The following is a 20,163-nucleotide window of genomic DNA, read 5'->3' as shown; positions in this document are numbered from 1 at the left end:
GGCGTCCGTTCGCCACCGAATGCGGTGTCGTTCGAGGGCGGAGCCGTTCGGGGGTGGTGTCGTTCGGAGGCGGTGTCACTCGGGGCGGTGTCACGCCCAAAGCCGTCGACCCGGATTCACGGCTCTGTTCCGGCGGCGTTCTCCACGTAGTCGACGGCCGCACCGGGCGTCTCGACCGCCTCCACGCCGTCGACGTCGTGCGTGTCGATCCCGGCCACCGCTCGCCCGTGTGCCAAGGCCAATCCGATCTCCGAGAGCGTGCCGTGTGAACCGTCGACGGCGATCGCGGCGTCGCCGTTTAACACGACGAGCGCGTTGCGCGCGTGACCGAGTCCCGTCGCGATCGGCGTCGTGACGTACGGGTTTGCGTCAGCTCTGCGGTCCGTCGGGAGGATCCCGATCGTCTCGCCGTCGGCGGCGCTTGCACCGCGGCAGACCGCTTCCATCACGCCGCCCAACCCGCCGCAGACGACGGTGTGGCCGCGCTTCGCGAGCCGTTCTCCGAGCTCCTCGGCGATAGCCGCCGTCGCGGGCGGAATCGAACTCCCGCCGATGACGCTGACGTGCACGTTCCCGAACGGACGCCGAACGCCTATAAACCAGCCGCCGGACGAGTCGCCCCGTGAGAGCACGGAACAGGGCCGGATGCGGTCCGATCCGTCGTTCTGGTGAAACGCTTTTAAGTACTGAGCGTCGACTACACGTATGACGTACGATACCGTCGTGTTCGACAACGACGGTGTCCTCGTGGGCCGCACGCGCTTCGACGTGCTCCGGGATGCGACCCGGAACGCGTTCGAGGAGTGCGGCGTCGAGGAGCCCGATCCGGACGACGTAGAGCGCATGACCATCGGCGCGACCCCCGGAAGCGTGGGGACCGTCTGTCAGACGTACGACCTCGATCCGGGGTCGTTCTGGCGGACCCGCGACGACGTGGTGTCGAAGGCCCAACAGCAGGAGGCCCGGGAGGGCCGCAAGACGCCGTACGACGACCTCGACGAGCTGGAGAATCTCAACGTGGAGATGGGGATCGTCTCCTCGAACCAGCAGGCGACGGTCGACTTCCTCGTGAATCACTTCGATGGCTTCGAGCGGTTCGGTGCCGCGTACGGTCGCGAGCCCACGATCCACTCGCTTCAGCTCCGGAAGCCGAATCCACACTACATCGAACAGGCGCTCGGCGATCTCGACGCAGGGAACGCGCTGTTCGTCGGCGACAACGAATCCGACGTGCGCGCCGCCGAGAACGCCGGTATCGACTCTGCGTTCATCCGTCGGCCCCACCGTCGGGACTGGGAGCTGAACGTCTGGCCGACCTGGGAGATCGAACGCCTCTCCGACCTCCACGAGATCGTCGAATAACGTCGCTCCGGTCGAGCGCGCTCCCCGGACGTGGCGTCACTCGCGCCTCGCTCTCAAGGTTTAACACCGATCGGAAGCAACGCCGCTACAGTGACAGACGCCCCGCCGTGGACCGACGTTTTCGGCCACGAAGATCCGTATCCCGAGCAAGCCGACGGCATCGACGCCGCGATCGACGCCGCCGAGGAGGACGGCTTCCTCGCCTTGGAGGGCGCGTGCGGGACCGGAAAGACGATGCTGGCGCTCACCGCCGGGCTCGACCGCGTTCGCGATCCGGACTCCGACTTCGAGCGCGTGTTCGTCCTCACGAGCGTCAAACAACAGCTCCGCCAGTTCGAGACGGATCTCGACACGATCAACGAGAACCTTCCCGGCGGCTACGACCCGATCTCCGGGCTCACCCTCGTCGGCAAGGCGGACGTGTGTCCGTACGCCCGCGAGAACCGCGGCGGGATCGACCGCGAGAACGTGTACGAGCGTTGCGAGGGGCTCCGCGAGCGCACCCGGAACCTCGTCGGCGACGGCGGTGCGACGACGACCTCGAACCTCGTGAGCGAGGCGCAGAGCCAGCAGGTCGGGCTGCTGGATTCGGGGAAGGGGGCCGGCTCGGCCAGCAGCGATCCGGGCACCGCCGACTACCTCAGCGTCGACGGGGAGCCGACCCCGTACCGGCCGGACACCGAGGAGTTCGAGGGGACCGAGTTCTGTCCGTTTTACGCCGGCTTCCTCGACGATCTCCCGGAGGACGGCGATCCGGCCGAGGCGGTCCCGTTCGACGTGACGGACCTCGGCCACGTCGGCCCGACGGAGCTCGTCCGGCTCGCGGCCGGCCACGGTTCCTGTCCGCACTCGATCATGGGCGCGCTCGTCCCCGAGGTCGAGGTGGTGATAGGAAACTACTACCACGCGTTCGATCCCGTCACGACCGGTACGTTCACCGGTGCCCTGCTCGACGACAGCACGTTCGTCGTCTGCGACGAGGCGCACATGCTCGAACCCCGAGTCCGCGACCTCGTGAGCGACGCCGTCGCAGACGCGAGCCTCCGCGACGCCGAAAACGAGCTCACCCGCGTCGTCCAACCCCTCTCGTTCGAGACCGCAGGCGCTGAGTCCGACGACGCCGCGCTCGTCCGCGGCGAACTGGAGGACGCGGACGTGACCGTCGAGGAGATCGAGTCGGTGCGGGAGTTCTACGCGGACCTCCGCGGCGAGCTCGACAGGCGGGTCACGGAGCGCCTCGACCGCGAGCGCCCCGATTGGCGGGCGTCGATGCGCAGACTCGACGACGACGAGATCGCCCTCCGAGATCCGGAGACGCCGGCCGAAGACGAGATCACGTCGTGGGCGAAGCGGGAGGGGTACGGGGACCGGGTCTGGGCGCGCGCGAAGCAGGTCGGCGCGGTGGTCAAGCGCATCCTCGACACGCTCGAAGACGAGGACAAACGGCGGGCCGCGCCGGGAGTCGGGCGGACGCTCAACGCGTGGTATCGCGAGGGACACGAGGACTTCTTCCGCGCGATCGACCTCGAACGGACGTGGGACGAGACCGCTCCGCCCGACTCCTGGCGGCGCGCGTACAACGCGAGCCTCGCGCTGTACAACTGCCTGCCGAGCGAGCCCATCGGCGACCGGCTCGCCGAGTTCGGCGGCGGCGTGCTGATGAGCGCGACGCTGGAACCAATGGACGTGTTCCGCGAGGTGACCGGGCTCGACCATCTCGAACGGCGGGGGCGGCCGGTCGTCGAACGGACGTACGGGCTCTCGTTCCCAGCCGAGAACCGCGCGAGCGTCGCCGTCGACGCTCCGAAGTTCACTCATCAGAACCGCGGTCCGCCCGGCGAGGAGAACGACACGCGGCTCGCGCACCTCGACGCGGCGGCGGCCGTGGCGGATCGAGACGGGAACGTCCTCGTGGGAACGCCCAGCTACGCGGAGGCGACGTGGATGGCCGAGTCGCTCTCGGAGCGGCTGGACAAGACCGTGCTACTCGACGAGTCCTCCGGCGACCGCGCCACGGAGTCGCTGAAAGACGACTTCTTCGCGGGCGACGGAAAGGTGCTCGTCACGAGCCTCCGCGGGACGCTCACCGAGGGCGTCGACTACCGCGGCGACCGCCTGTCCGCCGCCGTCGTCTGCGGCGTCCCGATCATCAACACCGCGCGCCCCCGGACGCGGGCGGTGATCACCGCCTACGATCGACGCTTCGAATCCGGCTTCGAGACGGCCCTGACCGTCCCCGCGGTCCGCAAGGCCAGACAGGCCGTCGGGCGGGTCATCCGCGGACCCGACGAGCGAGGAGTCCGCGTGCTGCTCGACGCCCGGTACGCGCGCGAATCGTGGAACAGCGTCCGCGGCTACCTGCCGGACCACGAACGCGAGGAGTATCGACCGGTCAGCCCGGACATGCTCGGCCTCGCGCTCGACCGGTTCGATCGACAGGCTGACTGATCGACGCGGGCGCTGCGAGCGCTATCGTGATCCGGGATTCGGGCGCGCAACGCTCGCGCCAACCGTCCCCGGTAGCCGCCGGCTAACTATGCCGGTCTGTCGACGACCGTCCCTCATGGACTCTCAGCCGTTGCGGCCGCGGTACCACGTCGTCTGCCGGGAGTGTCGCGTGGAGCGGCTGGTCGACGGCCGCGACGCCGCCGTCGCCGCCGAGCGCGAGCACGCCAAAGAGACGGGCCACCGAGTCGTCGCAGAGCGCGTCTGATCGCCGGCGAGCGTTCCGCTGATCCCTTCCCGATACGCTCTCGATCACCCCGCGACAAGCGACGTCCGCAACGGGCGAAAACGGGGCGCGGACAGCCAAGTGGTACTGAAGACGGATCGATGCAGGAGGCGGATCGGTGCCGGAGGCGGACCAGTGCAGGAAGTGGTTCGGTGCGGGAGGCGGACCGGTGCAGGAGGCGGACCGGTGCGGTTGGAACAGTCGAGCGAGAGAAGAACGACACGGCCCCGTGATCGAGGACCGACCGACGGATCAGCTCTCTCGGCGGGCGAACGCGAGATTTCCGGAGACGTTCTTGATGTACGCGGTGACGGTCTCGCCCTCTTGTGCGCCGGGGACGAAGACGGTGTACTCGCCACGCTCGGCGACCCCGTCGCCCTTGCGGCCGGTGCCGACGATTTCGAGTTCGTACGTCTTGCCCGACTCGATGGCCTCCTCCTGGCGCTGCGTGTTCGAGGTGTTCTGCTTGGCGACCGGTCGGAACGCACCGCAGGCCTCACACCGGAGCATCGGCGTCCGATCCTCGGTCTCCAGTCGGGTGTCCGGCAGACCGCACTCCGAGCAGGTGACGTACGACTCGATGTACGAGTCGATCGCGGCCTGGAAGTCGCGCTCGCGGAAATTTCCGCTGTAGCGGGCGCGTCCGGACTCGTACTGCCCGGCGGTACCGAGTTCTTGTTGGATCTTCGAGTGGACGTGCTCGGGGTCGCGGCTCAGCGCGTCGGCGATCGCGGAGAGGTTCGTCAGGCGGGTGAACGCGCCGTCCTTCTGGGTCTCCGGGTCGGGGACCGACAGCCGCTCGTCGGATCCGCCGAGGTCCGGGACCTCCTCCATCGCTCGGTCGAGGCTCGATTCGTAATCCATACGTCACGGAACGACGGCGCGACGGAAATCGCTTCCGGGTTCGGTATCGGACGATGGGGACACGGGGACAGATCCGCGCCAGTACGGCGTCGAAGAACGCGCCGATCGCAGTGGACGGGACTCCCGACGGTGAACGAGTGAGAGTGCAGGCCCCAACGAGAAGAGCGGGAGTGCGAACGACGGAACGCGTCCCTACGCGCTTAGTGTTCGTCCAGAAGTAGCGGGAGGTAGATTTGAACTACCGATCTCCGGGTTATGAGCCCGGCGGAATCTCCTGGCTATCCCATCCCGCTATCGTAGCAAACTCGCGTGCGACTGTTAAGGGTTCTGATCCCGTCGCCCGTGTGCGATTCGTCCACGATGCGTTTATATACGGACGAGCGGTCGAACGCCGCGATTCAGTCCCTTCGGTCGTCGGTCGCGGTTTCGGTGTCGTTGTCGCTGGGGGCGTCCCGCTCACGGTCGGCGTCGGCCGCCGCGTACCGTCTGCGGAACCAGATCGTTGCGAGGCTGCCGACGGCGAATCCGATCGGGAGCAGGACGTCCGCGGGATTTCCGGAGAGTATCCGCGGGGCGGTCACCCCGGCCATCAGGGCGAATAGCAGTCCCAGTAGTCCGGCTATCGGGACCACGTAGCCGTCGGTGAACGTCGTTCGACCGGATCCGTCACTCATGGATCTGTTCTCGGGTGCGACCGTCAAAAGCCCGCGGGAACGAGCGAAGCCCCGACGTGACTCGGCGGCAAACGCTTTTATCAATGATAAATAGTGATAAATTGATGCGAAAACCGCTACTGACGACGGACTTTCTGGACCGGGCGCGACGGCACTACGCCGACGAGGAGGCCGTTCTCGCCACGGACGGGACGCGGTACACCTACGCGGAGCTCGGCGAGCGAGCAGATCGATTCTCGGCCGTCCTCCAGGCGCGCGGGATTGAGAAGGGCGACCGCGTCGCGGTGTTGGATCCGAACACCCACTACCACCTCGAAGCCGCCTACGGAGCGATGCAGGTCGGCGCGATCCACGCTCCGCTCAACTACCGCCTGACGCCCGACGACTTCTCGTACATGCTTTCCGACGCCGGCGTGGACGCGATCTACGCCGACGCCGAGTACGCGAAGAACGTCGAGGCGATCCGCGACGAGGTGGCGACGACGACGTTCATCACGAACGACGCCGACGCGGTCGACGGCGAGTGGGAGTCGTTCGACGAGGCGCTGGCGGCCGCCGACCCCGCGGCCTACGACCGCCCGGAGATGGACGAAGACGAGGTGATCACGATCAACTACACGTCGGGCACGACCGGCGACCCGAAGGGCGTCTGCCGGACTCACCGGGCGGAGACGCTCCACGCCTATCTGATCTCGATCCATCAGGAGATCACGGACGACGACGTCTACCTCTGGACGCTCCCCATGTTCCACGTCAACGGGTGGGGGCACATCTACGCGATCACGGGGATGGGCGCGCGGCACATCTGCACCCGCGGCGTCGACGTCGCGGAGGTGTTCGACCGCATCCGCGAGGAGGACGTCTCGTACTTCTGTGCGGCACCGACCGTGCTCAACATGCTGAGCGAACACCACGCCGAACGCGGCGGCGCGACGACCGGCGGCAACGCCGTGCGCGCGGCCACGGCGGGCGCTGCACCGCCCGAGGCGACGATTCGAACGGTCGAGGAGGAGTTCGGCTGGGACCTCAAACACGTGTACGGCGCAACGGAGACGGGGCCGCTGATCACCACCTCCGACGCCAAGCGACACTACGAAGTCGACTCCGACGACCGGTTCGCCGTGAAGAAGACGCAGGGGATCGGCTACCTCGGCACCGACGTCCGCGTCGTCGACGAGGGCGGAGCGGACGTGGCACCCGACGGCGAGACCATCGGAGAGGTCGTCGTCCGCGGAAATCAGGTGATGGACCGCTACTGGAACAAGCCCGGGGCGACCGAAGCGGCGTTCTCCGAGCGGCTCGACGGGTACTACCACATGGGCGATCTGGCCGTCGTCGACGAGGACGGATTCATCTCCATTCAGGACCGCAAGAAGGACATCATCATCTCCGGCGGCGAGAACATCTCCTCGATCGAGTTGGAAGATACCTTGTTCGAACACGACGCCGTCGCCGACGTGGCGGTCATCCCGACTCCCGACGAGCGGTGGGGAGAGACCCCCAAGGCGTTCGTCGTTCCCGAGAGTGGCAATCCCGACGACGCGGACGCGACCCCCGAGACGCTCAAGACCTTCGTCCGCGAGCGCGTCGCCGACTACAAGACGCCCGGCGAGGTGGAGTTCGTCGCCGACCTGCCGACCACGGCGACCGGGAAGATTCAGAAGTACGAACTGCGCGAGCGGGAGTGGGACGACGAGGATCGGATGGTCGGAGAGGGGTAGATCCCTCGAACGAGCCGCGTCGGCGCGTGGACTCCATCTCGGCGCGTCGGCGCGCCGGACTCAGTCCCCACCGAGCAGGCTCTCGACGAGTTCCTCCGGGTCGAACAGGGTGATATCGTCGTAGCCCTGTCCGGTTCCCAAAAAGAGGATCGGCTTGCCGGTGACGTACGCCACGGAGATCGCGGCACCGCCGGAGGAATCGGCGTCCGCCTTCGTCAGGATCGCGCCGTCGATCTCGGCGGCGTCGTTGAACTCCTTCGCGCGATTGACCGCGTCCTGTCCCGCGACGGCCTCGTCGACGAAGAGAGTCATGTCGGGGTCGACCACGCGATCTATCTTCTCCAACTGCGCCATCAGATCGTCGCTCGTGTGGAGGCGGCCGGCCGTGTCGCCGAGCACGACGTCGATGTCGTTCGCCTCGGCGTACTCGACGCCGTCGTAGATGACGGCCGCCGGGTCGCCGCCCTGATCGTGCGAAATCAGCTCCCTGTCGAGCCGGTCGGCGTGCTCAGCGATCTGCTCGTTCGCGCCCGCCCGGTACGTGTCGCCGTTCGCCATCACCGACGAGTAGCCGCGGTCGGCGAGCCACTCGGAGAGCTTCGCGATGCTCGTCGTCTTCCCGACGCCGTTGACCCCGGTGAAGACGATGGTGACCGGCTTGTCCGCCTCCGAGATCCGCTGTTCGAAGTCAAACTGGCCGACCGCGATCACGTCGAGGAGCGCGTCGTGAAGCGCCGATTCGACGAGCTCGCCGGTCGTCCTGACCTGCTTGCGCGACTCGCCGAGCATCGTCTCGCGGACGGAGTCGAGGATGCGCTCGGCGACGCTCATCTCCACGTCGCTCTCCAAGAGGGCCATCTCGAGGTCCCACAGCGGCTCCTCGAGGTCCTCCTCCTCGATGATGATCCGGCCGGTCGCGAACGCCTTCGCGCGCTGGAAGGTGCTGGGCTCGTCGCCGTCGGCGTTCGCGTCGCCGCCCGTCGGTTCCGGTTTCTCGGCGGCAGCCTCGCTCTCAGCGGATTGATCGGCTTCAGAAGGCGCTACGGCGGCGCTCTCGGTCCCATCTGGCTCGCCCTGCTCCGCGGGCTCCTCGACCTCGGCGTTCTCCTCGACGTCCTCCCGGAACCCGGAGAGCTTGTCTTTCAGTCCGTCGAACACGGTCGGTCGTTACTCCTCGTCGCCCTGCGCCTGCTGCATCTGCTGCATCTGCTGTTGCTGCATCTGCTGTTGCATCTGCTGGGCCTGCTGTTCGAGTTCGTCGCTCTCGGACTCGAGTTCGTCGACCTCCGCCTGCGTCTCCTCGATGCGGTCGTCGAGCGCCTCCTGCTTGCGGCGGAGCACGTCGATCGCGTCGCCCTCGCTCTGCTCGGCGGAGTAGTTGCCGCCGAGCGAGACGATGATCTCGTCGATATCCTGAACTTCGGCGCGAACGTATGCGCCGCCACCGAGCGGGACCTGCACCGTCGAGCCGGTGTCGAGGGTCTCGATGGCCTCGACCGCGTCGTCGATGTCGGACTGCTCTTCTCGGTACCCGTCGATTTCGGCTTCGAGCGCCTCGATCTCCTCGTCGAGCGCCTGCAGCTCCTGGGAGAGCTGCTGGAGCTGCTGTTGTCCGCCGCCCATCATGCCGCGGACACCTCCTCGATCTCGATCTGGGTGCGCTTCCGGTTGTGCTGGCTCCCGACCGTGGTGTAGATGCGCTCGCGGGCGAGGTCCTCGTTCTCCGCCTCGACGTCCTTCGTGAACGGCTGGAAGTCGCCTCGACTCTGGAACCGTCCACTCACCGTGTAGGTACTCATGTTCATCGATCCGGCAGGGACAGGGAAGTATCTTCCTAAAAAGTAGAGATTCGAGAACATCGCCTAAACTCCCTTAGTGACGTCTCTAGCCGCCGAAAGAACCGAATACGGAGTGGAGACAGAACGGACGACTCGCCGGAAACGGTGAAGAGGGAACCCGGTCGGCCGCCGCCGGGCGTCCGCCGATCTCAGTCGATAAACCCGAGCGTCTCCTCGATCCGCCCGAGTTCTGGGCCGGTGGTGTCCTCGCCGACGACGTACCCCTCGTCGGTGGCGACGAGTCCCGAGCCGACGAGCGGCGCGCCGTAGTTGACCGTGCCGAGATCGGCGCGGACGTCGAGCGCCTCTTCGACGGCCTGTAGCTCCGATTCCGTCGAATTGGGGTGACAGAGGACGCCCGTGTTGTTGGCGACCGCCGCGGTGCCGACGGTCCGGACGTCGCCGAGGTCGCCGCGGACCACGGGGACGTCCAGCGCTTCCCTGATCGTCACGATCGACTCGCGCGGGAGGTCCGGGTGGACGTACGCGCCGTAGTCGTTCGCGAGGACGACGTTGCCGGCCGCGTTGATCTCGCCGGGGAGCTCGCGGACCTCGCGGTCGGCGGCCTCGGCGATCCGCGTCTGCTCCCGTTCGGTCGCCCGCTCGGAGACGAGCACGCCGTTCTCGTTACCCGTCGCGAGGGAGCCGACGGTGTTGGCCCCGCCGACAGTCGTGAGGAGCGGGTCCGCACCGAGCTCCTCACCGAGAGCGTCGGCGAGGTCCTCGTCGACGTCCGGTCGCACCAACAGGAGATCGTCGATCGCGCGGGCGAACACGCCCACGTACGACGAGCCGGTGAAGGTCGCCCGTAACACGTTACTCGGCGTGCTCGGCTTCGACGACGGGTTCGCCGTCCTCGACGAACCGGGCCGCGCGGACGCGGAGCTTGCTCGGCGGGTGCTGCCGCCCGTTCTCCCAGACGGCCTCGTTGACCGAGGTGTCGAGGACGACGTCCGCCTCGTCGACGGAGAAGTGCTGTGCGAGGTGCTCGCGGACGATCTTCACCGCGAAGTCGGCCCGTTCCTGTACCGGCTTGTCGTTGGCGTCGCGGAGCGGGACGGTGACGACGCGCTCCTCGAATTCACTGGTGCTCATTTACTCGTCCAGGTCGTTCCGACGCCAGTTGCGCCGCTTGGGGTTTCGCGTGACGTTCATATCGGTCTTCATCATGACCCACGCAGGGACGCGGGTGTTCTGGCGCTCCGCCTTCGCCAGACGCTTCTTTTGAGCCTTCGATTTGTCTCCCATAGTAGCCCACAGTTTCCGCGGGGCGCATAAAACCCCTTCCATACCGCGTCGCTCGCGGGGAGTCCGCCACCGGCCCACACCGCGGACGCCGCCTAAAACGCTCGTTCGGCGATCGCCGCGTACATTCGATAACACCGCTCTAGCACGTCGATACCGACGCTCTCGGTGTCGGTGTGCGCTTCGCCCGACTCGGAGGCCCCGCACACGATGGACTCGGTGCCCGCCTCCGCGAGCCAACCGGCGTCGGTCGCGTGCGGCTTGACCACGTGTTCGGGCGCGTCGAGTCCGAGATCCGCGTGGACCTCTCGGGCGACAGCGAGCGCGGCGTCCGCGAAGTCGTCGTCCGTACACCCCATCGGCGGGAGGTCCTGGTCGACCGTCCACTCGACGCCCGCCACGGCCGCCACCGCTCGCCCGATGTCGGCCCGATCGCCGGGAACGGTCCGCTCGTCGATCGTGACCTCGCAGCGCTCCGGGATCACGTTCCACGTCTCGCCGCCTTCGACGATCGTCACCGCGAGCGACCCGGAAACGGTCTCGCCGAAGACGGTTGACTCCGGCGCGTCGAGCGTCCGTATCACGTCTATCGCGTCGCTCGCGCGGTAAACGGCATTCTCGCCCAGTTCGGGCTCCGACGCGTGCGCCGCTTGCCCGTGCGCGACGAGCGTCGACGCACGCCGGCCCTTGTGCGCGACGACGACGTCGGTGACGCCCGGTTTCGAGTAGTCCGTCGATCCCTCCGCGACGACCGCGCGGTCCGGGACGAACCCCGCGTCGATCGCGTGGCGGGCCCCGGTTCCGCCGATCTCCTCGCCGACGAACGAGGCGAACGCGAGTTCGCGATCCGCCGGCGGCTCCGCGTCCCGAAACGCGAGCATGCAGGCCGCCACCGCGCCCTTCATGTCCGCCGCGCCGCGGCCGTATATCCGACCGTCGCGGCGCTCGACGACGTACTCGCCGGCGGTCCCCTCGCCGGTCGTCTGCCGCGCGGCCGGCGGAACGACGTCGTGGTGTCCGACGAGCGCGAGCGTGTCACTTTCGCCGGCGTCGCCGTCGGCGCGTTCTGCCTCCGCACCGTCCTTATACGCGAGCACGTTGCCGACGGCGTCCCGTTCGACGCGAGCGTCGGTTTCGGCGCGGAGCCACCCCTCGATCGCGTCCCCCGCGGCGGCCTCGTCCACGTGAGAGGGGATCGCGACCAGCGTCTCGGTCAGATCGGCGAGTTCGTTCATCCGATGAGCGACCTCGGCGCTCCGAGAACGTAAACGCCGCCGATTCCGGTTGAGACCCCGACTGCGGACTTACCGACACTTGAGACCCCGACTGCGGACTCACCGACACCGATCCCGTCACGCGGATATCAACAGAACTCGCAGTCGCAGTACGCCTCACAGACCAGGTTGTCGCAGTCCGCGCCTCGCGCCGAGCAGTGCGTCCGGCCGTGGCGGATCAACAGGACGTGTAGCGAGTAGATCAGTTCGTCGGGAACCAGCTCGTCGAGCCCGTCGTGTGCGGCCTCGTTCGACGCCGATTCCGGAACCAGACCGAACCGCTTCGAGACACGCTCGACGTGCGTGTCGACGGCCATCGTCGGCTTTCCGAAGTGGAAGTTCAACACGACGCTCGCGGTCTTCGGGCCGACGCCCTTGATCGCCATGAGCCACTCCTTCGCCTCGTCGGTCGCCATCGCGTCGAGGAACGCGAGCGAGTAGGCCCCGCCCGTCTCCTCCCGGATTGCGGCCAGCGCGCGCTGGATCCGGACGGCCTTCTGCTCCGCGAGCCCCGCAACCCTGATCGTCTCGACCAGCTCACCGTGATCGGCCTCCTCGATAGCGGCGAAGTCGTCGTACCGCTCGAATAGCGCCGCGGACGCCCGGCTCGTGTTCTCGTCGGCGACGTTCTGTGACAGAATCGTCGTCACCAGCTGGCGAACTCCCTCGCCGGGTTCGGCGGTCGGGTCTGCGCCGTGCTCGGCCACCCGATCGACGGGCTCGTACAGCGACACCAGGTCCTCGTGGAGTTCGCGAACGCGACCCTCGGTCCACGCGTGCGTCGACATACACCGGCGTACAGACGGCGGAACCTTGAGGGCGACGGCCGGCAGCTGACAACCGCCGGCCGACGACCCGCGATCTGCCGCCGGCTGCTCCCTGACCGCGGGGCCTTTTTATACCGGAGCGCTCTACGGCGGGGTATGTATCGGGCGAGCGATCGAGTCGACAACGCGGCGTGGATAGAGCGGCTCGGCGACGCGTGCGCGACGCTCGACCTCGACGAGGAAGCGCAGTCGACGGCGACGGATCTGTTCCTCTCGCGAGCCCCCGACGACAAGCGGGGCAAGCGCGTCGCCGCGGCTGCAAGTCTCTACGCCGCCGCGCTGATCCGCGGGCAGGAGCGGTCACAGTCCGCCGTCGCCGACGCGATGGACGTCTCTCGACTCTCGGTGCAACAGCACTGGAAGCCGATCCTCGAGGACGCCGGGTTCTCTCCGCCGACGTGGTAGGCGGACCGGATCCGTACTGGTACCTCACCGCCGAATCCGTCCGTCACCGGACATCGGTCTACCCCGTTACCGCGGCGTCGCGACGACTCCGAGGTGGTCCTCGTGGTACCGATCTAACCGCTGCGTCTCCAAGATCTCGTATGTCTCCCGCAGCCGGTCGAGCGCGCCCTCGAACACGTCGGCGGGCGTCGCGGTCACGTCCTCGCTGCGCGCCTTGATCGCGAGGATCAGCCGTCCATCGTCCGCGAGGAACTGACGATTCCGCGCCGCCACGTCGGCCTGTCCGCGCGTCGCCACGTCCTGCACGATGGCGTCGACGTCGGCCTCGACGACGTGCGCGTAGGTCCGCGGTTTCCGCGCATCCTTTAGGAGGGGAAACAGTCGCTCCCGGGGCTCCGCCGCACCGACGAGGTCTCGGGCCGGTCGGGGCGCAAACTCCACCGCATAGGTCGGACCGACGAAGTCGGCGACGTGGCTGACGGTCGTCCCGCTCGCGGCCCCGAGGTACAACACTGTCTCGCCGCCGGAGAGCCCGGTATCGAACCCGAGTTCTATCATTCCGCTGAGCTTCGAGCGCTCCGGATCCCACGCGCGCCAGCCGTCCGCGGTCGGCTCGCCGTAGACGGGCGGTCCGCGGGTCGCGAGACGCGTCTTCCCATCGAATTCCCGGCGCTCGACGCCGGTCGGGAGCGTGGGTTCACTCATCGTCGTCCTCCGCTCTGTCCTCTGCGCCCTCCGCGTCCTCTGCGCCCTCCGCGTCTTCTGCGCCCTCCGCGTCTTCTGCGCCCTCCGCGTCCTCTGCGCCGTCGCGCTCGCGGTCCGCCTCCTCGCGCGCACGTATCGTCGTCATCCGCTCTCGAAGATCCTCGTGGAGCGACTCGCGGCGCTCTCCCGAGTAGTGGTCCACGCGCGCCGCGAGTGTCAGCTTTCCCGCGAGCGCCCGCGCCGCCGACCCGCGGTCTTCCGGTCGGGTGTTACGGACGTACTCGTGCGTGTAGATGATTCCGTGTTTCGGCGAGGGCGCGCGCCCGGAGAGGTGCGCGAACAGCGCGTCCTCGGCACCCAACACCTGTACGGTCCCCGAGGGCTTCTTCGCGAGCGACTCCAGTCCTCCCGCGAGGGCGATCAGCCGCGCGGCCAGCTCCGGGCCCGCCATCTCGGCGAGGTTCGGCGCGACCGCGGGCGCAATTCGGTCGATCGCATCCGCGAGCGCGTCGCGCTCGGCCGCGAGGTCGACGACGCGCTCCGCGAGCGACACCGTCCGACGCTCAATCTCGCCATCTGGCTCGCGCATTGCCACGTCGCGGACGCCGTCGATCCCCGGATCGACCTCGTCGAAGAGGCTCCCGGCCCACTCGGTCGCGCGTTCGGCCAGCTCGTTAGCGGTTCGCTCGCAGTCGTCCATCGCCCGGATCGCGTGAACGAGCTGCTGATCGTCGGCCCGCTCGCGTTCGCGGACCGTCTCGCGGGTCGCGTCTATCGTCGCCTCGTGAAGTCGGTCGTAGTAGCCGCTCTCCGTGTCCGCGAAGCCGGACTCGACGGCGATCCGCGGCCAGTCGCGGGGCCCGTCGGTCGACCCGGTCGCGATCCGGTCGCGGACGGCAGCGGCGTCTCCCGTCTCATCGGCGTGGTCCGGCGGCCCCCCGGCGAACCAGCCCGCGTCGAGACCGCGTTCCGATTCGGGCGATGAGCCCGCTTCGGTATCGGCGTCGATATCGGTCATTAGCGGTCGCTACTCGGCCCGGTCGTATAGGCGTTCCCGAAGCTGTCGCAAGAACGGGGGACACGTCGCCGAGAGGTCCGCGGAGACGGCGTCGGAAGAGTGAAAATCCCACCGTCGCTTCGGCGGTCGGCTGTGTGGCTACTTCGCGGCCGATTCGGTCGATTCGGACGGGCCGTCCGCATCCGCAGAAGCGTCCTCCGAATCGGATCGGAACTCCGCGAACACGCCGTCGGCACCGGTTCGGAAGTCGGCGAGCGTCGCGCCCGCGAGTCCGCCGAGCGCACCGCCGGTACTCGCCGCGTTTCGGTTGATCAGTCCGCCGACGGCGGCACCGACGGCGGCACCGACCGCCGCGTACTTCGCCCGGGACAGCGCGCCCTTGATGCGGGATTTCATGTTCGTATTTCCTCGCGAGTTCACAAAAATCTGTCGTCGGTGTGGGGACGAAAGTCTGGAACGGGAACCACGCCGGCTTCGGGGTGAGGCCGAGCGAGGTGTGAGGACTGAGGTGATGCGACACGCGAACCGTCACTACAGCCGCTTCCACGTCCGATCGTCACTGCAGCCGCTTGGTCGTCTCCACGAGCGGGTGGCGCGCGTAGTCGACGATCTCGATGTCGGTGATGTCGCGGAGTCCCTCCTTTTCGGCGGTCTTGGCCATTCCGAGGTCAACGGGGCGGCTCGGGACGATCACGTACGCGTCCATCTCCTCGATGCCGGCCTCGTGGGCGGCCATGACCCGATGGTGGCCGTCGGCGAGGTGAAGTTCGCCGTCGTTGTCGATCACGACGAGCGGCTCGGCGAGCCCCCGCTCTAGTTCGTACTTGCGTCCCTCCAGTTCGTCGGCGTACACACGCGCCTGCGTCGGCGTGAGATCCGTGAGCCGAACCTGACGGCGTTCCTCGGCGAGCGTGACGCCGTGGATCTGTTCGAGCGTCCGCATCAGCTTCCCGACCTTGCTCGGGGTCGCGCGCTCGATCTGCGAGCGCACGACGTCGGTGTTCGAGATGATCCCGACGAGGTTGTCGGCGTCGTCGACGACGGGGAGTCGCTGGATCCCCGACCGGAGAATCACGCGGGCGGCGTCGGTCACCTTCATGTCCGGGTGTGCGACGATGAGGTCGTCGGACATCACCGTGAACACGGGCGCGTCGTCGTCGGCCAACAGCAGATCGGCCGCCGAGACGAATCCCTCGACCGTTCGCCCCTGCGTGACTGGGAACCCGTTGTGGCCGTCGCTCTCGGCCATCCGCCGCGCGACCTCCCCGACGGTCTCGTCAGGACTCACCGTCTCGACGTCGCGGGTCATGTACTCGCCGACGGTCGGTTTCCCGCTCATCGTCGACGGTAAGCCCCGCCGGGACAAAAAGGGGGTGGGGTGTCGTTCCGTCCTACTGCGGACTCGGACTGGAGGGGCCGGAGACGCTTCCCTCCTTCAGGGCCGAGCCGGTGATCGACTTGAGCCGAGAGACGAGCGAGTCCTTCTCGGCTTCGCCCTCCAAGGCGATGTCGAGGACCTCGCTGATGTGCGATACCGGGATGACCTCGATCATGTCCTCGTACTCGTCTTCGATCATCACGTCCTGCTCGTTCGCCTGCGGGATGATGACCCGGGTACAGCCGGCCTTCGCGGCCGCCTCGATCTTGTGGGTGACGCCGCCGACGGGGAGCACGTCGCCCCGGACGGACAGCGAGCCGGTCATCGCGAGGCTCTGGTCGACGCCGACGTCCTCCAGCGCGCTTATCACGGCGGTCGCGACCGTGATGGACGCGGAGTCGCCGTCGACGCCCTGCTGGCCCGCCTGCACGAACTGGATGTGGATGTCCATCTCCGAGATGTTCTCGTCGGAGAATTTCTTGATGATCGCGGAGACGTTCGACACCGACTCCTGGGCCATCTCCTTCAGCTGGCCTGTGGCGATGACCTCGCCGGGGCCCTGCGAGGGCGCGACCTCGGCCATCACCGGGAGCATGATCCCGGAGTCTTCGCCCATCACGGCGAGTCCGTTGACGCGGCCGACGACGTAGCCGTCGGAGACCTGTAGTTCGTAGTCCTTGCGGCGCTCGATGAAGTCGTCCGCGAGCTGCTGTTCGATGGAGCGCGAGCGACCCTTCGCGGACAGCACGTGCTCGCGGGTGGTCAACTCGGCGTCCTCACCGCGGGCGATGTCGCCGGCGACCCGCACGAGCCCGCCGAGGTTCCGGAACAGGAGGGTGAGGTGGCCCTTCCGGCCGGAGCGGCGTTTGGCCTCGAGGATGACCTCCTCGACGGCCTCGGCAGTGAACTCCGGCAGGCGTCCATCCTTCGCGACCTCCTGAGCGATGAACCGGACGTACTTCCGGCGCATCTCCGGGGTGTCCTCGATGGTGTCCTCCATGTACACCTCGTAGCCGTACCCCTTGATCCGGGAGCGGAGCGCCGGGTGCATGTTCTCCATCGCGTCGAGGTTCCCGGCCGCGATCATGACGAAGTCGGTAGGGACGGGCTCCGTCTGGACCATCGCGCCCGAGGAACGCTCGGACTGGCCCGTGATCGAGAACTCGCCCTCCTGGATCGCCGTCATGAGGTGCTGCTGGCTCCGGATGTCGAGCGTGTTGATCTCGTCGACGAATAACACGCCCTTGTTCGCCTTGTGGATTGCGCCCGCCTCGACGCGGTCGTGGCTGGGCGTCTCCATCCCGCCGGACTGGAACGGGTCGTGCCGGACGTCGCCGAGCAGCGCGCCGGCGTGCGCGCCGGTCGCGTCGCGGAACGGCGCGGTCTTCGTGTCGCCGTTGTTCACGAGCAGGTTCGGGATCATCGCGTCCGACCCGCGGTTCAGGTAGCGGAAGACGAGGTAGACGACCCCGGCAGCGATGATGCCGACGAGGATCTGGCCGACGATGATGAGCGCGTAGCCCAACACGACGGCGATGATGATCCACATCAGCAGCGACCGCATCTGGTTGCGCTTGCGCGCCTCCTCGCGGTGGGCGTCGACGATCTGGTCGCCCTTGCCGGCGGGGACCGTCCGGACCTTCGGCTTGTTGCCGTCCTCGGGGTTGTGATAGACGAGGACGTCCTGTAACTCCTCTTTAGGAAGCAGCTCGGACATGGCTTTCGCCAGCATCGACTTCCCGGTCCCGGGCGAGCCGATCATCATCACGTGGCGGCGCTGCTTGGCCGCCTTGATGATCACGTCGCGGGCGTGCTCCTGACCGATCACCTGATCGACGAGGCGATCCGGGATCTCGAGCTCGGCGGTCGTGTCGATATTGAGCCCGCCGAGGAGGTCGTCCTCGTCCGGGTCCTCGTCGATCTCCGCGCCCTCGACCTCGACCGAACTGCCGAGGTCGTCGATGTCGCCGTCGTCGGTCGATTCGGTGACTTCCTTCGCAGTGGTCCCGTTCGTTTCCTCGTGACCCGCTGTGACGCCGTTCGGATCGCCGTCGACGACGACTCCGTCGTCCCAGACCTCGTCCGGATCGTCGTCGTCGGCCGTCCCGTCGACGACCTCTGTGTCCTCGCCGGACCGTGCATTCTCGTCAGACGATGCACCCCCGCCGGACTCATCATCGTCGTCGACCTCCGCGTCATCGACGGCCGAATAGCCGTCGGCACCGGATCCATCGACGACGCGAGATTCATCGACGACGCGGTCGTCAGGCGCGGGAGTACCGTCGCCCGGCGTGGAGCTACCGTCGTCGGGGGCGTCCTCGCCGTTTCCCGTCGGATCCGGGGATCCCGAATCGCTCCCGTCCGCGTTCTCGGGGTCCTCGGTCGGCGGGTCGTTCGCGTCCTTTTCGTTGCTCATAGAATCGGGTATCGCTACCGAAAACGAGGGGTCGGCTACTGATATACTTTCTCCCCGCGGACGAACCGTCGACAGTCTCGGAATCGGACACGAGAGGCTCTTTCACGCGGGATATCTCCCTCCGATGGCTCCCACGGGGTTTATAAATCATGCTCCCGCTACGTGAATCCATGCGCGGGTTCTACATCGGGCGGTACCAGCCGTTTCACGACGGCCACCGGCACATGATCGAGGAGATCGCGGCGGAGGTGGACGAGCTGGTCCTCGGGATCGGTTCCGCCGGCGACTCCCACACCACCCGGAACCCGTTCACGGCCGGAGAGCGCGTGATGATGGTGACGAAGGCGGTCGAAGACCTTCCGGTGACCACCTATGTCGTCCCCATCGAGGACCTCGACCGCAACTCCGTGTGGGTGAGTCACGTCCAGAGTATGACCCCGCGGTTCGACATCGCCTACTCGAACAATCCACTCGTCGTCCGGCTGTTCGAGGAGGCCGGCGTGGAGGTCCGCGGCTCCCCCATGTTCCGGCGGGACGTGCTGGAGGGAACTGAACTTCGCGAGCGGATGATCCACGGCCGAGACTGGGAGGTGCTGGTCCCCGAGGCCGTCGTCGACGTCATCGAAGAGGTGGACGGCGTCGAGCGCATCCGTCGGATCGCCGAGACCGACACGAACGGGGAGCCGCCGACAGACGCGTAGCCATCGCTCGCAACTCTCCCGCTGACCTTTCCGCATCGTCACCCTCGTCGCCCTCGTTACCTTCGTCACCCTCGTCGCCCGCTTCCGCCTCAGCTCCCCGCTTCCGCCTCAGCTCCCCGCTTCCGATCCACCCGCCCTTTAAGCGGTCGCCGGAACGCGATCCCGTATGATCACGCTCGCGTCCGACTTCGGCTCGCCGTACCCCGCCGCGATGAAGGGAGTGATCCGGCGGCACACGAGTGCCGAGATGATCGACGTCGCCCACGACTTGCCCCGCGGCGACCCTCGCTCGGCCGCCTTCTGGCTCCGGTTCGTCCTCCCGGAGTTCCCGCCCGCCGTCCACTGCGCCGTGGTCGATCCCGGCGTCGGGACCGATCGGGACGCGCTCGTCGTCCACGCGGGTTCCCACGTCCTCGTCGCCCCCGACAACGGACTCACGATGCCCCCCGCTCGGGCGCTCGCCGGCGAGGAAGGCCCCGAGGCGTTCGTCGTCGACGTCGAGGACCCGGCGAGCGCGACGTTCCACGGCCGCGACGTGTTCGCGCCCACCGCGACGCGGATCCGCGCGGTGCTCGATGGCGGACCCGACGCGACGACTCCGGCGGACGTCGCCGACGCGCTCGCGGCGATGGACGACCTCTCGCCGGCGGCCGATCCCGTCGATCTCACTCTCCCGGAGCCGTCGGTCGAACGCGACGGCGACGGAGACGCCGTCGCCGTCGACGGCGAGGTCCTCGTCGTCGACCGCTTCGGCAACGCCGTCACGAACGTCCCGGGAGAACTGATCCGCGGCCGCGAGTGGATCCGGGTGAACGGCGAACTCACGCCCGTCGCCGAGACGTTCGGCGCGGTCGACTCCGGCGACCGGCTCGTGACCGTCGGGAGCCACGGCTACGTCGAGTGCGACGTGAACGACGGGCGGGGCGACGGCGCGTTCGATCTCCGACCCGGCAGCGAGGTGCGGCTCGTCGCCGACAACGTGAGTTTGTAGCACGGCGACATCG

Annotated in this window: 23 protein-coding genes and 1 tRNA gene; 7 read left to right on the top strand and 17 right to left on the bottom strand. The window is 67.8% G+C overall.

Going from position 1 to position 20,163, the window contains the following annotated elements:
• Positions 1 to 116: 116 nt before the first annotated feature.
• A complete protein-coding gene (locus tag ACFQEY_RS12790) occupies positions 117 to 569 on the bottom strand; it encodes a TIGR00725 family protein (RefSeq protein WP_379769130.1) in 453 nt (150 codons plus the stop codon).
• A gap of 136 nt (positions 570 to 705) precedes the next feature.
• On the opposite strand from ACFQEY_RS12790, the gene ACFQEY_RS12785 reads away from it, so the two are divergent.
• The 3 genes from ACFQEY_RS12785 (at position 706) to ACFQEY_RS12775 (ending at position 4,075) form a co-directional block, all read left to right on the top strand.
• Positions 706 to 1,362 (top strand): HAD family hydrolase, encoded by a 657-nt coding sequence (locus ACFQEY_RS12785; RefSeq protein WP_379769127.1) that lies wholly within the window; start codon positions 706 to 708, stop codon positions 1,360 to 1,362.
• A 90-nt stretch (positions 1,363 to 1,452) separates the two neighbouring features.
• Positions 1,453 to 3,810, top strand: a complete 2,358-nt coding sequence (locus ACFQEY_RS12780; RefSeq protein WP_379769125.1) for an ATP-dependent DNA helicase — start codon at positions 1,453 to 1,455, stop codon at positions 3,808 to 3,810.
• 115 nt (positions 3,811 to 3,925) lie between these two features.
• On the top strand, positions 3,926 to 4,075 hold the full coding sequence (locus tag ACFQEY_RS12775) for a hypothetical protein (protein ID WP_379769123.1): 150 nt from the start codon (positions 3,926 to 3,928) through the stop codon (positions 4,073 to 4,075).
• A 270-nt stretch (positions 4,076 to 4,345) separates the two neighbouring features.
• Here ACFQEY_RS12775 and ACFQEY_RS12770 read toward each other — a convergent pair whose 3' ends face one another.
• The 3 genes from ACFQEY_RS12770 to ACFQEY_RS12760 form a co-directional block, all read right to left on the bottom strand.
• Positions 4,346 to 4,957, bottom strand: a complete 612-nt coding sequence (locus tag ACFQEY_RS12770; protein WP_379769121.1) for a translation initiation factor IF-2 subunit beta — start codon at positions 4,955 to 4,957, stop codon at positions 4,346 to 4,348.
• A gap of 218 nt (positions 4,958 to 5,175) precedes the next feature.
• Positions 5,176 to 5,250: transfer RNA gene (locus ACFQEY_RS12765), tRNA-Met, on the bottom strand.
• A gap of 105 nt (positions 5,251 to 5,355) precedes the next feature.
• Positions 5,356 to 5,631, bottom strand: coding sequence for a hypothetical protein (locus tag ACFQEY_RS12760; RefSeq protein WP_379769119.1), 276 nt, complete (start codon positions 5,629 to 5,631; stop codon positions 5,356 to 5,358).
• Positions 5,632 to 5,735: 104 nt separating this feature from the next.
• Here ACFQEY_RS12760 and ACFQEY_RS12755 point away from each other — a divergent pair, with 104 nt between their 5' ends.
• The gene (locus ACFQEY_RS12755) at positions 5,736 to 7,352 is read left to right on the top strand and encodes a long-chain-fatty-acid--CoA ligase (protein WP_379769117.1); all 1,617 of its coding nucleotides are present in this window, start codon (positions 5,736 to 5,738) and stop codon (positions 7,350 to 7,352) included.
• A gap of 60 nt (positions 7,353 to 7,412) precedes the next feature.
• Here the strand turns inward: ACFQEY_RS12755 and ftsY are convergent, their stop codons facing one another.
• From ftsY to ACFQEY_RS12715, 8 genes are all read right to left on the bottom strand, one after another.
• Positions 7,413 to 8,510: a signal recognition particle-docking protein FtsY gene (ftsY, locus tag ACFQEY_RS12750; protein ID WP_379769115.1), complete on the bottom strand. Its 1,098-nt coding sequence runs from the start codon at positions 8,508 to 8,510 to the stop codon at positions 7,413 to 7,415.
• 9 nt (positions 8,511 to 8,519) lie between these two features.
• Positions 8,520 to 8,975, bottom strand: a complete 456-nt coding sequence (gene pfdA, locus ACFQEY_RS12745) for a prefoldin subunit alpha (protein WP_379769274.1) — start codon at positions 8,973 to 8,975, stop codon at positions 8,520 to 8,522.
• Positions 8,975 to 9,151 carry a 50S ribosomal protein L18Ae gene (gene rpl18a, locus ACFQEY_RS12740; RefSeq protein WP_267664168.1) on the bottom strand — a complete coding sequence of 59 codons (177 nt, stop codon included), beginning with the start codon at positions 9,149 to 9,151 and terminating at the stop codon, positions 8,975 to 8,977. Before rpl18a ends, pfdA begins: the two co-directional genes overlap by 1 nt.
• 188 nt (positions 9,152 to 9,339) lie before the next feature.
• Positions 9,340 to 10,005, bottom strand: a complete 666-nt coding sequence (locus tag ACFQEY_RS12735; protein ID WP_379769112.1) for a translation initiation factor IF-6 — start codon at positions 10,003 to 10,005, stop codon at positions 9,340 to 9,342.
• A 1-nt stretch (position 10,006) separates the two neighbouring features.
• On the bottom strand, positions 10,007 to 10,285 hold the full coding sequence (locus ACFQEY_RS12730) for a 50S ribosomal protein L31e (protein ID WP_379769110.1): 279 nt from the start codon (positions 10,283 to 10,285) through the stop codon (positions 10,007 to 10,009).
• Positions 10,286 to 10,438 carry a 50S ribosomal protein L39e gene (locus tag ACFQEY_RS12725; protein WP_004050128.1) on the bottom strand — a complete coding sequence of 51 codons (153 nt, stop codon included), beginning with the start codon at positions 10,436 to 10,438 and terminating at the stop codon, positions 10,286 to 10,288.
• 92 nt (positions 10,439 to 10,530) lie between these two features.
• A complete protein-coding gene (locus tag ACFQEY_RS12720; protein WP_379769108.1) occupies positions 10,531 to 11,670 on the bottom strand; it encodes a M20 family metallopeptidase in 1,140 nt (379 codons plus the stop codon).
• A gap of 128 nt (positions 11,671 to 11,798) precedes the next feature.
• Positions 11,799 to 12,497 carry an endonuclease III domain-containing protein gene (locus ACFQEY_RS12715; RefSeq protein WP_379769106.1) on the bottom strand — a complete coding sequence of 233 codons (699 nt, stop codon included), beginning with the start codon at positions 12,495 to 12,497 and terminating at the stop codon, positions 11,799 to 11,801.
• A 135-nt stretch (positions 12,498 to 12,632) separates the two neighbouring features.
• Between ACFQEY_RS12715 and ACFQEY_RS12710 the strand changes: the two genes are divergently transcribed.
• Entirely contained in the window at positions 12,633 to 12,941 is a 309-nt protein-coding gene (locus ACFQEY_RS12710; RefSeq protein ID WP_379769104.1) for a transcription initiation factor IIB family protein, read from the top strand.
• 66 nt (positions 12,942 to 13,007) lie between these two features.
• Here ACFQEY_RS12710 and ACFQEY_RS12705 read toward each other — a convergent pair whose 3' ends face one another.
• From ACFQEY_RS12705 to lonB, 5 genes are all read right to left on the bottom strand, one after another.
• Positions 13,008 to 13,646 carry a fibrillarin-like rRNA/tRNA 2'-O-methyltransferase gene (locus ACFQEY_RS12705; protein ID WP_379769102.1) on the bottom strand — a complete coding sequence of 213 codons (639 nt, stop codon included), beginning with the start codon at positions 13,644 to 13,646 and terminating at the stop codon, positions 13,008 to 13,010.
• Complete coding sequence (locus ACFQEY_RS12700; RefSeq protein ID WP_379769100.1) at positions 13,639 to 14,664, bottom strand: NOP5/NOP56 family protein; 1,026 nt, start codon at positions 14,662 to 14,664, stop codon at positions 13,639 to 13,641. Before ACFQEY_RS12700 ends, ACFQEY_RS12705 begins: the two co-directional genes overlap by 8 nt.
• A gap of 138 nt (positions 14,665 to 14,802) precedes the next feature.
• Positions 14,803 to 15,060, bottom strand: a complete 258-nt coding sequence (locus ACFQEY_RS12695) for a hypothetical protein (protein WP_379769098.1) — start codon at positions 15,058 to 15,060, stop codon at positions 14,803 to 14,805.
• 160 nt (positions 15,061 to 15,220) lie between these two features.
• Positions 15,221 to 16,003 (bottom strand): CBS domain-containing protein, encoded by a 783-nt coding sequence (locus ACFQEY_RS12690; RefSeq protein ID WP_379769096.1) that lies wholly within the window; start codon positions 16,001 to 16,003, stop codon positions 15,221 to 15,223.
• 52 nt (positions 16,004 to 16,055) lie between these two features.
• Positions 16,056 to 18,458, bottom strand: coding sequence for an ATP-dependent protease LonB (gene lonB, locus ACFQEY_RS12685; protein WP_379769094.1), 2,403 nt, complete (start codon positions 18,456 to 18,458; stop codon positions 16,056 to 16,058).
• A 170-nt stretch (positions 18,459 to 18,628) separates the two neighbouring features.
• Between lonB and ACFQEY_RS12680 the strand changes: the two genes are divergently transcribed.
• Both ACFQEY_RS12680 and ACFQEY_RS12675 read left to right on the top strand, forming a co-directional pair.
• Entirely contained in the window at positions 18,629 to 19,159 is a 531-nt protein-coding gene (locus ACFQEY_RS12680) for a nicotinamide-nucleotide adenylyltransferase (protein ID WP_379769091.1), read from the top strand.
• A gap of 166 nt (positions 19,160 to 19,325) precedes the next feature.
• A complete protein-coding gene (locus ACFQEY_RS12675; RefSeq protein ID WP_379769089.1) occupies positions 19,326 to 20,150 on the top strand; it encodes an SAM hydrolase/SAM-dependent halogenase family protein in 825 nt (274 codons plus the stop codon).
• The last annotated feature ends 13 nt before the right edge of the window (positions 20,151 to 20,163 follow it).

The sequence above is a fragment of the Halorubrum trueperi genome (assembly GCF_042662525.1).
Lineage (GTDB): Archaea > Halobacteriota > Halobacteria > Halobacteriales > Haloferacaceae > Halorubrum > Halorubrum trueperi.
This window is presented reverse-complemented; position numbering and strand designations above follow the sequence as displayed.

Coding starts and splice junctions, on each gene's coding strand:
- ACFQEY_RS12695 (WP_379769098.1), bottom strand. CDS start 15,060: ATGAAATCCCGCATCAAGGGCGCGCTGTCCCGGGCGAAGTACGCGGCG.
- lonB (WP_379769094.1), bottom strand. CDS start 18,458: ATGAGCAACGAAAAGGACGCGAACGACCCGCCGACCGAGGACCCCGAG.
- ACFQEY_RS12690 (WP_379769096.1), bottom strand. CDS start 16,003: ATGAGCGGGAAACCGACCGTCGGCGAGTACATGACCCGCGACGTCGAG.
- ACFQEY_RS12710 (WP_379769104.1), top strand. CDS start 12,633: ATGTATCGGGCGAGCGATCGAGTCGACAACGCGGCGTGGATAGAGCGG.
- ACFQEY_RS12730 (WP_379769110.1), bottom strand. CDS start 10,285: ATGAGCACCAGTGAATTCGAGGAGCGCGTCGTCACCGTCCCGCTCCGC.
- pfdA (WP_379769274.1), bottom strand. CDS start 8,975: ATGGGCGGCGGACAACAGCAGCTCCAGCAGCTCTCCCAGGAGCTGCAG.
- ACFQEY_RS12720 (WP_379769108.1), bottom strand. CDS start 11,670: ATGAACGAACTCGCCGATCTGACCGAGACGCTGGTCGCGATCCCCTCT.
- ACFQEY_RS12680 (WP_379769091.1), top strand. CDS start 18,629: ATGCGCGGGTTCTACATCGGGCGGTACCAGCCGTTTCACGACGGCCAC.
- ACFQEY_RS12770 (WP_379769121.1), bottom strand. CDS start 4,957: ATGGATTACGAATCGAGCCTCGACCGAGCGATGGAGGAGGTCCCGGAC.
- ACFQEY_RS12775 (WP_379769123.1), top strand. CDS start 3,926: ATGGACTCTCAGCCGTTGCGGCCGCGGTACCACGTCGTCTGCCGGGAG.
- ACFQEY_RS12725 (WP_004050128.1), bottom strand. CDS start 10,438: ATGGGAGACAAATCGAAGGCTCAAAAGAAGCGTCTGGCGAAGGCGGAG.
- ACFQEY_RS12700 (WP_379769100.1), bottom strand. CDS start 14,664: ATGACCGATATCGACGCCGATACCGAAGCGGGCTCATCGCCCGAATCG.
- ACFQEY_RS12755 (WP_379769117.1), top strand. CDS start 5,736: ATGCGAAAACCGCTACTGACGACGGACTTTCTGGACCGGGCGCGACGG.
- ACFQEY_RS12705 (WP_379769102.1), bottom strand. CDS start 13,646: ATGAGTGAACCCACGCTCCCGACCGGCGTCGAGCGCCGGGAATTCGAT.
- ACFQEY_RS12675 (WP_379769089.1), top strand. CDS start 19,326: ATGATCACGCTCGCGTCCGACTTCGGCTCGCCGTACCCCGCCGCGATG.
- ACFQEY_RS12715 (WP_379769106.1), bottom strand. CDS start 12,497: ATGTCGACGCACGCGTGGACCGAGGGTCGCGTTCGCGAACTCCACGAG.
- ACFQEY_RS12760 (WP_379769119.1), bottom strand. CDS start 5,631: ATGAGTGACGGATCCGGTCGAACGACGTTCACCGACGGCTACGTGGTC.
- ACFQEY_RS12785 (WP_379769127.1), top strand. CDS start 706: ATGACGTACGATACCGTCGTGTTCGACAACGACGGTGTCCTCGTGGGC.
- rpl18a (WP_267664168.1), bottom strand. CDS start 9,151: ATGAGTACCTACACGGTGAGTGGACGGTTCCAGAGTCGAGGCGACTTC.